At 59.8% G+C, this 12699-nt stretch carries 13 protein-coding genes; 8 read left to right on the top strand and 5 right to left on the bottom strand.

Annotation, left to right across the window (positions count from 1 at the left end):
* From AC2FNN_RS19775 to AC2FNN_RS19785, 3 genes are all read right to left on the bottom strand, one after another.
* On the bottom strand, positions 1 to 1247 hold a 1247-nt coding region (locus tag AC2FNN_RS19775), incomplete at its 3' end, for an NAD(P)/FAD-dependent oxidoreductase (RefSeq protein ID WP_496760151.1).
* Positions 1248 to 1437: 190 nt separating this feature from the next.
* Positions 1438 to 2595 carry an acyl-CoA dehydrogenase family protein gene (locus AC2FNN_RS19780; protein WP_496760152.1) on the bottom strand — a complete coding sequence of 386 codons (1158 nt, stop codon included), beginning with the start codon at positions 2593 to 2595 and terminating at the stop codon, positions 1438 to 1440.
* A gap of 141 nt (positions 2596 to 2736) precedes the next feature.
* Entirely contained in the window at positions 2737 to 3300 is a 564-nt protein-coding gene (locus AC2FNN_RS19785) for a TetR/AcrR family transcriptional regulator (RefSeq protein WP_496760153.1), read from the bottom strand.
* Positions 3301 to 3592: 292 nt separating this feature from the next.
* Between AC2FNN_RS19785 and AC2FNN_RS19790 the strand changes: the two genes are divergently transcribed.
* From AC2FNN_RS19790 to AC2FNN_RS19800, 3 genes are read left to right on the top strand one after another with little or no spacing between them, the layout of a single operon-like run.
* The gene (locus tag AC2FNN_RS19790; RefSeq protein ID WP_496760154.1) at positions 3593 to 4057 is read left to right on the top strand and encodes a nuclear transport factor 2 family protein; all 465 of its coding nucleotides are present in this window, start codon (positions 3593 to 3595) and stop codon (positions 4055 to 4057) included.
* A 12-nt stretch (positions 4058 to 4069) separates the two neighbouring features.
* A complete protein-coding gene (locus tag AC2FNN_RS19795) occupies positions 4070 to 4276 on the top strand; it encodes a hypothetical protein (RefSeq protein ID WP_496760155.1) in 207 nt (68 codons plus the stop codon).
* A 30-nt stretch (positions 4277 to 4306) separates the two neighbouring features.
* Positions 4307 to 4690 carry a hypothetical protein gene (locus AC2FNN_RS19800; protein WP_496760156.1) on the top strand — a complete coding sequence of 128 codons (384 nt, stop codon included), beginning with the start codon at positions 4307 to 4309 and terminating at the stop codon, positions 4688 to 4690.
* Between the two features lie 387 nt (positions 4691 to 5077).
* Here AC2FNN_RS19800 and AC2FNN_RS19805 read toward each other — a convergent pair whose 3' ends face one another.
* Together AC2FNN_RS19805 and AC2FNN_RS19810 are read right to left on the bottom strand one after the other, a co-directional pair.
* The gene (locus AC2FNN_RS19805) at positions 5078 to 5773 is read right to left on the bottom strand and encodes a THxN family PEP-CTERM protein (RefSeq protein ID WP_224853944.1); all 696 of its coding nucleotides are present in this window, start codon (positions 5771 to 5773) and stop codon (positions 5078 to 5080) included.
* A gap of 255 nt (positions 5774 to 6028) precedes the next feature.
* The gene (locus AC2FNN_RS19810; RefSeq protein ID WP_496760157.1) at positions 6029 to 6688 is read right to left on the bottom strand and encodes a TetR/AcrR family transcriptional regulator; all 660 of its coding nucleotides are present in this window, start codon (positions 6686 to 6688) and stop codon (positions 6029 to 6031) included.
* Positions 6689 to 6753: 65 nt separating this feature from the next.
* On the opposite strand from AC2FNN_RS19810, the gene AC2FNN_RS19815 reads away from it, so the two are divergent.
* From AC2FNN_RS19815 to AC2FNN_RS19835, 5 genes are all read left to right on the top strand, one after another.
* The gene (locus AC2FNN_RS19815; protein ID WP_496760158.1) at positions 6754 to 8070 is read left to right on the top strand and encodes a flavin-containing monooxygenase; all 1317 of its coding nucleotides are present in this window, start codon (positions 6754 to 6756) and stop codon (positions 8068 to 8070) included.
* On the top strand, positions 8067 to 8969 hold the full coding sequence (locus tag AC2FNN_RS19820; RefSeq protein ID WP_496760159.1) for a bile acid:sodium symporter family protein: 903 nt from the start codon (positions 8067 to 8069) through the stop codon (positions 8967 to 8969). Before AC2FNN_RS19815 ends, AC2FNN_RS19820 begins: the two co-directional genes overlap by 4 nt.
* Complete coding sequence (locus AC2FNN_RS19825) at positions 8966 to 9898, top strand: SDR family oxidoreductase (protein WP_496760160.1); 933 nt, start codon at positions 8966 to 8968, stop codon at positions 9896 to 9898. Before AC2FNN_RS19820 ends, AC2FNN_RS19825 begins: the two co-directional genes overlap by 4 nt.
* Positions 9895 to 10659 (top strand): SDR family NAD(P)-dependent oxidoreductase, encoded by a 765-nt coding sequence (locus AC2FNN_RS19830; protein WP_496760161.1) that lies wholly within the window; start codon positions 9895 to 9897, stop codon positions 10657 to 10659. Before AC2FNN_RS19825 ends, AC2FNN_RS19830 begins: the two co-directional genes overlap by 4 nt.
* A gap of 78 nt (positions 10660 to 10737) precedes the next feature.
* Positions 10738 to 12699, top strand: a 1962-nt coding sequence (locus AC2FNN_RS19835; RefSeq protein WP_496760162.1) for a heavy metal translocating P-type ATPase, incomplete at its 3' end; no start/stop codon positions are given.

Consider the following 12699-nt stretch of genomic DNA (forward strand, 5'->3'; position numbering starts at 1 on the left):
GTCAGCGCCGCGCCGGATTCAAAAAAGGCGCGGCGCACGCGCGTCCAGCTTTCGCGATGCTCGTGCACCGCAGGAACCGGCAGAAGCGAGGGATCACCGGCCAGAAGGCTTTCGGCCATCATGCGGCCGAACACCGTGCCCGGGCCTATGCCGCGACCGGAATACCCGTGTGCGGCCAAAGCGTTGGGGCCGATCTGCGTGATCTTCGGAATATGATCCGATGTCATTGCGATCCGCCCGTGCCACCCGTGTTCCAACGGCTGGTCGGCCAATTGCGGATAGAGCTCGGCCAGCTTGCGCCGGACCCAACCGGAATGTGCAACCCGGCCGGCATGTCCCAGATCCCCCATGCCGCCAATGATCATCCGCCCCGCCTGATCCAGCCGGAATGACGTCATGATCAGCCCGGTATCCCAGCACCCTTCTTTCCGTGGCAGGATACTGGCGCGCAAATTACCCGTCAGCGGGGCCGTGGCATACTGGAAATAATAGACCGGCACATAAGCAGGCGCGGTATCCGGCAGCGCAAGATGATAGGCATTCGTCGCCTGAATGACCGATCTTGCCCGAACCGTCCCGCCCGGTGTCATCAGAACCCAATGCCCGCCCTCATATGTCATGGTCTGCACAGGGCTTTGCGTGTATATCCGCGCCCCGGCCTGTGACGCCGCGCGCACCAAACCCACCGCATAGGCCAAAGGCTGAATGGTTCCTGCCCGTGGATCGAACAAGGCACCGTGAAAGGCCTGGCTGCCGGTGCGTTCAACGGCCTGGTCCGCCGACAACAGCTCAACCGGTGCTCCGGCTTCGCTCAACTGCGCATGACGCGTTTGCAGGTCCTTCAAACCCGACGCGGAATGCGCGCAATGCAGGGTTCCATTGCGCACGGGCTCACACGCAATGCCATATTCATCGATCAAGGCAAACACATCCGACGGCGCCTTGGCCAGCAAGTCGATCAAACGGTTCCCCGGCTCAGTACCGAGATGCGCGCGGATGTCGTCCGGCGGCAGCCACAGCCCCGCATTGACCAGACCGACATTACGCCCCGAACCGCCAAACCCGATCTCCTGCGCCTCGAGCAGGCAGACCGACGCGCCGGCGCGGGCTGCGGTCAAAGCCGCTGAACAGCCGGTGTAGCCACCTCCGATGACAGCCAGATCAACCGCTGCGTCAGCGGTCAGGGGCGGTGCGGTGACTGTCTCGGTGCAAGTGGTCTGCCAAAGTGATTGTTCGGGATCGTTCACGTCGGGCCTCTGAGTCTTGTCGGCGGATCATCATACCGATACCCCCCCTTTGCAAGCGGCCTTTTGACCCGTGCTGCGACAACGAAACAGGCCCGGCAGGCACGGGCTTTGCCCGGGCCTGCCGGGCCCAACCGGAGGAGTCATTCCGTCAGGAATGATGACGACGGGCGGGAGAGCCCGCGTGGTGGGCTCAGACGTCGAGCGATCGCGCGATCAGCTCTTTCATGACCTCATTGGTGCCGCCATAGATCATCTGTACCCTGGCATCCGCGTAAAGACGCGCAATCGGGTATTCCATCATGAACCCGTAGCCGCCGAACAGTTGCAGGCATTCATGCATGATCTCGTTTTGCACCTCGGATCCCCAGTATTTGGCCATCGAAGCAGTCGCCGCGTCCAGCTCGCCCGCTTCCAGTTTTCCGATACAATCATTGATGAAACTGCGCAGAACCTCAGCCTTGGTCTTGCATTCCGCCAATTTGAACCGGGTATTCTGAAAATCCATCACCCGCTGCCCGAAGGCTTTGCGTTCCTGCACGTATTTCACGGTTTCGCCGATGGCGAAATCGATCGCGCCCAGCGCCATGATCGCGATATTCAGCCGTTCCCACGGCAGCTGTTTCATCAGCTGATAGAATCCCTGCCCTTCCTCGGTGCCCAACAGGTTTGTCATCGGCACTTTGACATCTTCGAAAAACAGCTCGGCAGTGTCATTGCCCTTCATGCCCAGTTTCTTGAGGTTCCGCCCCCGGCGAAAACCTTCACACCCGTCGGTTTCCACCACGATCAATGAAACGCCGCGTGCGCCAGCAGTCTTGTCGGTCTTGGCGGCCACGATGATCAGATCCGCCGTTTGTCCGTTCGTGATGAAGATTTTCGAGCCATTCAGCCGGTAGGAGTTGCCGTCCTTCTCGGCAGTCGTCCGCACAGCCTGAACATCCGAGCCAGTGCTGGGTTCCGTCATGGCAAGTGCGCCGACCAATTCGCCCGACGCCAGTTTGGGCAACCACCTCTTCTTCTGATCTTCGCTGCCATAAGCGGTGAGATAGTGGGTCACGATCGACTGAATACCATAGCCCCAACCCGCATCACCCCGCGCGCTCTGTTCGTAGGCCGTGATGGCGTCAAAGCCCATGCCGCCGCCGACACCGCCATATTCTTCGGGGATTGCACCTGCCATCAGCCCGGTTTCGCCGGCCTTGCGCCAGAAATCGCGATCCACGACGCCGTTTTCAACCCAGGTTTCGATATTGGGCGACAGTTCGTCATCCATGAACCGACCCGCCATATCCGCGAACATGCGGTGTTCATCAGTGACCCATGCCGCAGTCGAAGTGAAAAGTGACATTGTACGCCCTCCAATCGGTCTTTCCGAAAAGGCTAGCGCCGTGTTCGGTCCACGCCAATCCTTGTGACGTGGCGTCCCTTTTGGGAACAACGCAACGTTCCTCGGCCTGCGAAGTCAGAGAATCCCTTTTGACTGGCGGGGTTAAGCCAGTGCTTTGGCCAACAGGTGCTTGGCCGCATCCTTGGCGTCTTCCGCCGGGTCGTAGTTCTTGAGCAGAACAGCGGATACGATTGCACCCTCTTGCAACAACACGATCTGACTCGCGAGCTTTCGAGGATCATGCGCGCCGGCCTGCTGGGCTATGGCCGTGAAATGTTCCAGCAAAAGCTGTTTGTGTTCGGCGGCCTGCACATGGATCGGGTGATCCTTGTCCTGATACTCGGCCCCGGCCTTGATGAACATGCAGCCCCGGAACCCGTCCTCCTCGAACCATTCTTTCAGGGCATCGAAACTGACGATGATCTGCTCGGCCGGTGTTTCTGCCATCTCGTCGATGCGCTGAAAGAACCAGTCGCGAAAGTTTTCATCCCGCAAGCGTAGCGCGGCAACGATCAGGTCTTCCTTGGTGCGGAAATGCTTGTACATCGACGTCTTGGACACGCCCGTTTCCACAACCAGCTTGTCCATGCCAGTTGCGTGAAACCCGTCGCGGTAAAAGACCTTCAGGGCCTTGCTGACCAACTCATCCCGTTTGTTTGGACGCATGATTCGGCTCCATGGTGTACCGTTCTGTACATATTACCATGGAGCGTGAAGTACAATGACCCCAGGTCAAAGCGTTGTTTTGAAATAGTTTTACCAGACGCCCGGTCTCACTGTGAAATTTCCACTTGCAAAAGTTTACAGATCGGTACACTTTGTTCGTAAGTTAACCGATCAGTACACCCGAGGATTTGACCGATGAAACGTCGCGCCAGCATTTTTCCACCTCAGTACGTCCCCTTCCTTCTGACCATGGCTCTTCTTGCCGCCTCCCTCACCTGAAAGCCTTTGCAAAATGTCCAGACCCCCCTTGCCCCCCTTCACGCTGGAAACTGCCACTCAAAAAGTGCGCGCGGCGGAAGATGCCTGGAACAGCCGCGATCCCGATCGCGTGACACCCGCCTATACGGACGACAGCCAATGGCGGAATCGGGCTGAATTCCTGTCCGGCCATACCGACATCCACGCCTTTCTGACCCGCAAATGGCGGAAGGAACTGGATTATCGCCTGATCAAGGAACTGTGGGCCTTCGCCGGAAATCGCATTGCCGTTCGCTATGCCTATGAATGGCGCGACGACAGCGGTCAGTGGTTCAGATCTTATGGCAATGAAAACTGGGAATTCGCCAAGGACGGGCGCATGTCACACCGCCATGCCTCGCTCAACGATCTTCCGATTGCCGAAGGTGACAGGCTGTTTCATTGGCCCTTGGGCGAACGCCCTCATGACCACCCCGGGTTGTCCGAACTGGGTCTTTGAAAGGATTTTCCAATGCCCCGCGCTTTTTCCGAACTGACCTTCACACCCGCTGTCCGCGCCCATCAAGAGAGGATGGGATCGGCCAGAACCTATGCCAAGTTCATTGAAGGCGGCCCGCAGCAAGGCCATCTGATCGGAGACCCCGAGAAAGAGTTCATTCAGGCGCGGGACGGGTTCTATCAATCCACCGTGTCCGAGACCGGCTGGCCCTATGTGTAGTATCGGGGCGGGCCGACAGGGTTTCTGAAGGTGCTGGGCCCCCAGACCATCGGATATGCGGATTTTTCGGGCAACAAACAGTATATCTCGCGCGGGAATCTGGACGGCAATGATCGTATTGCAATGATCCTGATGGATTACGCCAACCGACGCCGTCTCAAGATTCTTGGGCGCGTCGAATTCACGGAAGGCGAAGCAGCGGCCGCCACCCTTTACCCGGAAGAGGCCGAGGCACCGGCCGAACGGGCCGTGATCATCCGCGTCGAGGCGTTGGACTGGAACTGCCCAAGCCACATCACACCGCGCTTCACCGAAGCGGAGTTGCGCCCTCATCTGAACAGGCTGGGGCAGCAGTTGGCAGAGTTGCAGGCGGAAAACCAAAGGCTGAAACAACAATTGGCAAAGTCAGGTTGACGTTTCAGCCCTCGCAGAATTTCCGGATATCAAAAGAAGGGAGTGTCGCAATGGTTCGCTCGGTCTTTCACCTCTCGGCGGCTTGCCTTGCCGGTACTGCCCTGATCATACTCATCATCACGTTTGGTTTTTTCGTCTCGCCCAGTGCCGTACGAACATCGCCGCCATCTGTATTCAGCAAGATTTTGTTCGACCATTTGCAGCCAGAATGATGACCGGTTGGCATTGCAACAGATGCACGGCAAGCGCGCATATCGTTTCCAGCCAATGCCATAAGCTCGGGCCCACGGGGCGCATGCGCTGTCAGACTGAACATCCTGGCCCAAACGCGGCCCGGTTCCAGGTCTGCTCTCACCACCAAGATTGGTGAGAGCATGAAAAGCCAGGTCAGGCCGTGCTGCGCTTTTTCCGGCGGCCCATCACAAACAAACCGCTGATGCCGCCAAGAAGCAGCCAGCCAGCAGCGGGCAGCGGCACGGGGGCAATCGTGTATTCCCCATACAGCGTCGCGACGTTTTGCATGTTTTCCGTCGTGCTGAAGCCGTTCGAAATGGTGCTGCCGCCGTCCTGAGAGAACCCGAGGACCGAGAACACATAATTCTGTCCACCAAAGCTGAAGCTCTGAGAGCCCAAATTGTTGGTAATGGTCACGATGTCATCACAAGGGGTGGAATCCGCCGGACAGTTCGCTGGACGATTCAATGTCTCGTTATGCGTCAGGGCAAACGACGAAGACACCAGAGGGCCACCGCTGATCAATATGTCGACAAGAAGGTCGACGGAGCTCAGCGTTGTTCCCGTGATCGGGAAATTCAGATGCGAGAACTGTCCCAGAGCAAATGCCGTTCCAGGCAGCAGGCCTGAAATTGGCGTGCCAGTTGGCGTGAAATCGTAACCACTCGAACTGCTGCCACTTCCCCACCGAAGAGAAATCGTAGAACCAGAGGTGCTTTCAGTAACGCCGGACGTTGGATTTACGTTTTGCCAAGAAGGCGAGATGCTGGAAATGGTCAGCGCCGATGCACCGCTTGCAGCCATCACGCCTGCAACAGCGATCGCGGCTATGTTTCGTATCAAAGTCATTTGCCCACCTTGCGAATGAAAACTCGTTACAAACCACTCTGTGAAAGAGCAGCACAACAGAAGCATACCCCTAGCTCACTCGCCACATTGACGCCACGTTTTCACCTCAATCATCGCAAATGACGCCCAAAAAGGTGATCAAAGAGACACAATCGTCTGGCCTGCGCCAATTGTCCTATTTTTGGAAACAGACATGTGGACACAAGGCGCCGACTTAACGATTGAACACGCAACCGGGCGCCGCGTGATGGTTCATCAACGGTCGGATCGGACCATTGCTTCGATTCCGGCGGCGCAAAAGTCCACCAGACGCTCCATGCCGGACAGATCACCGCCCTGCGACAGGGCATTGACCCGCCATCCACTGTTGAGATGGGCCAGCATCGCCGAGACCGAATAAACCTGGCCACTTGCCAAAACCGCAGGGTCGACATCCGGGTAAAGCGTGGCGATCTCGGTGATGAACAGCTGGGCGGTGGGGTCGAAACATTCCGCTGCGATATCGCGCCACCTGGGGTCAACCGATACATGGGCCACCAACCGCCCATATGCCATCCATCCGGGCCCACCCGTTTCAGCCAGGTCCACATAGGGTCGGATAAAACTGTCCAGAATGCTGTGAAGCGTCAGCGGAGCAGCAGCTTTGGCCCTGTTCAACGCGTCGATCCGAAGCTGCGCCAGCTCGTCCGCGCGCCGCGCCACGGTTTTGTAAAACAACTCCTCCTTGCCACCGCCATGATGGTGCACAAGACCAATCTGAACCCCCGCCAGTGCCGCGATATCCCGGATCGACGCACCTTCGAATCCCCGTTCGGCAAAGACGGTTTCAGCCGCATCCATGATCCGCGCCTTGGTTTCAAGCGATCGCTTGGACGGTGCTCTTTGCCTTGGTTTTTCGATGTTTTTTGGACTCATGAATTTCATCTTGCCTTATTTTGGTCGTTCGTTCAAGTTAAGCGCCACGAACTTCGGGAGGGTTCATGACACAGACGCGCAACGCATTCGCCCTGATCGGGGCGGGGCCGATGGGTTTGGCCGCAGCCAAGGTGCTCAAGGAACAGGGCATCGCCTTTCAGGGGTTCGAATTGCATTCGGATGTGGGCGGTCTGTGGGATATCGATGCCCCCAGATCAACCATGTATGAATCGGCGCATCTGATCTCTTCAAAACGCATGACCGAATTCGAGGATTTCCCGATGGATGAGGCGGTGGCCGAGTACCCCTCGCACCGGGCGATGTGCGACTATTTCCGGGCCTTTGCCGATCGTTTCGGCCTGCGTGAGAGTTACACGTTCAATGCGGAAGTCACCCGGATCACTCCGCTGGGCAAATCCGGTGACGGTTGGCGTGTTGGCTGGCGGGACGCCGAAGGTGAGCATCAGGCTGAATTTGCAGGGGTTCTGATTGCAAACGGCACCTTGTCGGAACCGAATATGCCCAGCTTTCCCGGCACGTTTGACGGCGAGTTGATCCATGCCTCGCAATACCGGTACCCCAGCCAGTTCGACGGCAAGCGTGTGTTGGTCGTGGGCGCGGGAAATTCCGGCTGCGACATTGCGGTTGACGCAATCCATCACGCAAAACGCTGTGACCTGTCGATGCGGCGCGGCTATTACTTCGTGCCCAAATACGTTTTCGGCAAACCGGCCGACACGATGGGTGGCAAGATCCGCCTGCCGATGTGGCTGAAGCGCAAGGTGGACAGCCTGATCCTCAGTTGGTTTGTCGGTGATCCGCAGAAATACGGCTTTCCCAAACCCGATTACCAGCTTTACGAAAGCCACCCGGTGGTGAATTCGCTGGTCTTGTATCACGCGGGCCATGGCGATCTGCGCATTCGCCCCGATATCGACTGCCTGGAAGGCAAAACCGTGCATTTCAAGGACGGTACGCGCGAAGAATATGACATGATTCTCGCCGCGACCGGATACAAGCTGCACTACCCCTTCATCGACAAGGGCCTGCTGAACTGGCAGGGCGATGCCCCACATCTGTACCTGAACGCGCTGCACCCGGAACGGGACGATCTTTTTGTGCTGGGCATGGTCGAGGCCACGGGTCTGGGCTGGCAGGGCAGGCACGAGCAGGCCGAAATGGTGGCGCGCTATATCAAAGGTCTTCAGAAGGGCTGCCCGGTGGCGGCCGATCTGAAGGCTGAAAAACAAAAAGACTATACGCGCGCCACCGGAGGCATGAGCTATATCGATCTGCCGCGAATGGCTTACTACGTGGACAAGGCCACCTACAGAAAGGCTGTCACCGGGTGGACCGAACGGCTGCGGAAAGCCGCCGCATGAGTGATATCGACGAAATTACGCTGAATTTCAGCCCGGCCTCTCTGACGCTGTTGAATGCGATACTGGCGATCGTGATGTTCTCGATTGCGATCGATCTGACACCAAGGGATTTTGATCGCCTCAGACGCGCGCCGAAGCCAGTGATCGTCGGGCTGGTTTCCCAATTCCTGGTCCTGCCGGCGCTGACTTTTGCGCTTGTGTGGGTGACGGCCCCGCGACCGTCTATTGCGCTTGGGCTGATCCTTGTCGCAGCCTGTCCGGGGGGTAATATCTCGAACTTCATTACGCACCGCGCCGGTGGCAATGCGGCGCTGTCGGTGTCGATGACCGCCTTTGCCACCATCGGCGCGATTTTCATGACGCCCTTCAACATTGCGCTTTGGGGCGGGCTGTATCCGCCGACACGCGCGATCCTGCAACAGACCCAGATTGACCCGGTGCAAATTGCAATCCTTGTCGGGCTGATGCTGATCTTGCCTCTGGTTATGGGCATCGCTCTGAACCAGCGCCACCCGGCCCTGACCGCACGGTTGCGTGCGCCGCTGCAATACCTGTCGATGGGTATTTTTGCGGCTTTCATCTTACTTGCCCTGGGCGCGAACTGGGGGTTCTTCCTCAGCTTTGCCGGGGCTGTTGCCGGGCTTGTGATCCTTCACAACGCCCTGGCGCTGGGGGGCGGTTGGGTTGTGGCCACTCTGACCCGGCTGTCCCCCTTCGATCGCCGCGCCATCACCATCGAAACCGGCATTCAGAATTCCGGCCTTGGGCTGGTGCTGATCTTTGCCTTTTTCCACGGGCTGGGCGGCATGGCCGTCGTGGCCGCGTTCTGGGGCATCTGGCACGCCGTCTCGGGGATTGCCCTGGCGTCGGTCATGGCCCGAACCGAGGCCGCGCGATGAGCCGTATCCTGATCACGGGTGCCGCCGGAATGGTCGGGCAGTCACTGTTGCCCGAACTTCGAGGGCATGAGGTTTTTGCCACGGATGTCAAACGCCCCGACAGCATGCCTGAAAACGTCCACTATCTGCCCATGGATGTGACGACCGACGCCCCCGCACGTGTGATCTGCAACGTAAAGCCTGAAGTCATCGTGCATCTGGCCTCCATCGTGTCGCCTCCGCCCAAAATGGAACGCGCGGCGGCTTATGCGGTTGATGTCGAGGGCACCCGCAAGGTGGTGAACGCGGCCCTTGCCAACGGAGTACGAAGATTGGTGGTCACATCCTCGGGTGCGGCCTACGGCTATCACGCGGACAACCCCGTGCCCCTGCGCGAGGATGATCCGCTGCGCGGCAACCCCGAGTTCCCGTATTCCGATCACAAAAGGCAGGTCGAAGAGATGCTGGCCGAGGTTCGCAAAGCCGCCCCCGATCTGGAACAGGTCGTGCTGCGCGTGGGCACGGTTCTGGGGGCCGGGTCCGAAAACCAGATCACCGCCCTGTTTCACAAACCCCGCCTGCTGGCCGTGGTCGGCAGCGAAAGCCCGTTTGTGTTCATTTGGACGCACGATCTGGCACGCATCCTTAAGCGCGCGGCAACCGACGGGCCGGCTGGCGTTTACAACGTCGCCGGGGACGGCGCGATGGGCGTGACCGATCTGGCCCGCGCCATGGGGAAACCAGTTCTGCGCCTGCCCGCTTGGGCGGTGAAATCGACTTTGGCCGCTGCGCGTCCGCTGGGTCTGTCCCGATATGGGCCGGAACAGGTGCGATTTCTGCAATATCGACCGGTTCTGGATAACACCGCCCTGAAATCCGACTTCGGTTACACTCCGGAAAAAACCAGCGCCCAGGTGTTCGCGCTCTGGCAAAAGCAGGCGGGGCTTTGAGGACGGCTGTCATATCCGGCGGGGCGGGCGGTTTGGGGCGGGCCCTCAGCCATGCTCTGCAAAGTCGCGGGTGGCGGGTGGTGCTGCTGGATCTCAATGTTTCAGGTCTGGACACTAGGCCGAACCAGTTGCCTGTTGGCTGCGACCTGACGGATCCCGACCAGCTTGCCAGGGCAACCCAAAAGGTGATCTCGACCTGCGACAGTATCGATCTGGTCATCTACAACGCCGGTGTCACGCAAATCCGGGGCTTTGAAAAGTCCGACGCGGCCAGTCACCGAACTCTGTTTGACATCAACTATTTTGCAGCCGTTGAAATGGCCCGCGCGTTCTTGCACCCGGTTCGGGCGTCAAAGGGGACACATCTGGCCATCTCATCGGTGGCCGGGTTTGCACCGCTTTACCATCGGACGGCCTATGCGGCCTCGAAACACGCGTTGGAGGGGTTCTTCAAATCGCTGCGCTCGGAAGAAGCCCCATATGGCGTTCAGGTTCTGATCGCTGCGCCGTCCTTTGTGGCCACCAACCCCGGCAATGCGCAAGAGCAGGCGGATGGCACAGCGCGCCCCGGATCGGCGAAGGACGGGATGGACGAGATGAGCCCCGAGGCCGCCGCTGACACGATCCTGCGCGGGCTGGACAAATCGCTGCCCATGATCCCGGTTGGCCGCGTGGCGCGCCTGTCCTGGTGGCTCAACCGCCTGTCGCCGCGCCTCTATCAGCGCATGATGGAACGAAACATGCGCGGCTCGGGGCATTAAAAAACCGCCCCAGGCCCTTGACCTTCCCGTCACTGGAACCCCCATCTGGTGGGTAAGGAAACTTCGGGGGCGAGTCGCATGGCGCAAAAAGCACTGACAGAGCTGAAAATCACGGGCATGGGATGCGCATCCTGCGTGGGACGCGTTGAAGAAGCGCTGCGTGATGTGCCCGGGGTTGAAACGGCCTCGGTCAATTTTGCAACCAAGTCCGCACAGGTGGCTTTTGACGGGCCGGTTTCGGCACTGACCAAGGCGTTGGACGCGGCAGGGTATCCGGTTGAGACCAGCCGGGCGGATCTGAGCATTAAAGGTATGAACTGCGCCTCGTGCGTGGCCAAGATCGAGCGCACGCTGACGGCCAGCCGCGGCGTGATCGAAGCGCAGGTCAATCTGGCGACACAAACTGCCGCGGTGACTTACGCTGCGGGGACAACGACGGCACAGGCGCTGGCACAGGTGGTCACCGACACCGGATACCCGGCGCGGCCTCAAGCCGCTTCGACACCCGAAGACCGCGCAGACGCTGAAACAGCGGGGCTGACACGCGCCACTATACTGGCGGCCGCTCTTGCCCTGCCGGTGTTCATTCTTGAGATGGGCGGGCACATGATCCCCGCCATCCACCATTGGGTACACGCCACCATCGGCACGCAGACCAGCCAGTTGATTCAGTTCGCCCTGACATCGGCCCTGCTGCTGGGGCCCGGTCGTGTCTTCTATCGCAAGGGCATCCCGTCGTTGCTGTGGGGCACGCCGGATATGAACGCGCTGGTCGCGCTGGGAACCGGGGCGGCCTATCTGTATTCGGTCGTGGCCACATTCACCCCCGGCGTGTTACCGGTCGGAACTGCCAACGTCTATTACGAGGCGGCGGCTGTGATTGTCGTTCTGATCCTTCTGGGCCGGCTGATGGAGGCGCGCGCCAAGGGCAAAACCGGGGCCGCAATCCGTAAACTGGCGGGCCTTCAGCCCAAAAGCGCGCGGGTCGAAATCGATGGCCGGATAGAAGACCGCCCTATCGCCGAGATTGCTGTGGGCGACATCCTGCACATCCGCCCGGGCGAACGTGTGCCGGTGGATGCCGAAGTGCTCGAGGGCACCTCTTACGTCGATGAAAGCATGATCACGGGCGAGCCGATACCGGTTGGAAAATCAGCCGGCGCAGCTGTTGTCGGAGGAACCGTGAATGGCACCGGAGCCTTGCGGGTTCGGGCGACGCGCGTGGGGGGCGACACGGTGCTGGCTCAGGTCGTTCGCATGGTGCAGCAGGCGCAGGGGGCCAAGCTGCCGATCCAGGGCCTGGTTGACCAGATTACATATCGCTTTGTCCCGGCGGTCATCCTGGCCGCCGTGATTACCGTCGCGGCCTGGCTGATTTTCGGCCCAAGCCCCGCCCTGCCGCTGGCGCTTGTCGCTGGGGTTTCCGTGCTGATCATAGCCTGCCCCTGCGCCATGGGGCTGGCCACTCCGACCTCGATCATGGTCGGCACCGGGCGCGCGGCCGAACTGGGGGTTCTGTTCCGCAAGGGCGATGCCTTGCAGCAGCTTCAGCAGGCACGCGTCATCGCGCTGGACAAGACCGGGACCCTGACACTGGGCCGTCCGGAACTGGACAATGTTCTGACGGCGAACGGATTTGACAGAGATGAGGTTGTGCGGCTGGCCGCCGCCCTCGAGGCGCGGTCGGAACACCCGATAGCTTCGGCGATCACCCGGGCCGGGCCTGCGACGCTGCCACAGGCGACGGACGTCCTGTCGATTACCGGGCTTGGCATGCAGGGGCTGGTTGAAGGCCGGAACGTGTTGATCGGGTCGCACCGGCTTATGCAACAACGCGGGATCGACCTTGGAGCCCTGGCAAGCGAGGCGGAGGCCCGCGCCGCCGAAGGGGCAACACCATTGTTCGTCGCATTGGATGGACAGGCCGCAGCCACGTTGTCTGTGTCCGACCCGGTCAAACCCGGCACCGAGGAGGCGCTGGAGCGGCTTCACCAAATGGGCCTGACCGTGGCCATGGTCACCGGAGACAACGCGCGCACC

It is taken from the genome of Ruegeria sp. BHSA118, assembly GCF_059613405.1.

Coding starts and splice junctions, on each gene's coding strand:
- AC2FNN_RS19780 (WP_496760152.1), bottom strand. CDS start 2,595: ATGTCACTTTTCACTTCGACTGCGGCATGGGTCACTGATGAACACCGC.
- AC2FNN_RS19785 (WP_496760153.1), bottom strand. CDS start 3,300: ATGCGTCCAAACAAACGGGATGAGTTGGTCAGCAAGGCCCTGAAGGTC.
- AC2FNN_RS19790 (WP_496760154.1), top strand. CDS start 3,593: ATGTCCAGACCCCCCTTGCCCCCCTTCACGCTGGAAACTGCCACTCAA.
- AC2FNN_RS19795 (WP_496760155.1), top strand. CDS start 4,070: ATGCCCCGCGCTTTTTCCGAACTGACCTTCACACCCGCTGTCCGCGCC.
- AC2FNN_RS19805 (WP_224853944.1), bottom strand. CDS start 5,773: ATGACTTTGATACGAAACATAGCCGCGATCGCTGTTGCAGGCGTGATG.
- AC2FNN_RS19810 (WP_496760157.1), bottom strand. CDS start 6,688: ATGAGTCCAAAAAACATCGAAAAACCAAGGCAAAGAGCACCGTCCAAG.
- AC2FNN_RS19815 (WP_496760158.1), top strand. CDS start 6,754: ATGACACAGACGCGCAACGCATTCGCCCTGATCGGGGCGGGGCCGATG.
- AC2FNN_RS19820 (WP_496760159.1), top strand. CDS start 8,067: ATGAGTGATATCGACGAAATTACGCTGAATTTCAGCCCGGCCTCTCTG.
- AC2FNN_RS19825 (WP_496760160.1), top strand. CDS start 8,966: ATGAGCCGTATCCTGATCACGGGTGCCGCCGGAATGGTCGGGCAGTCA.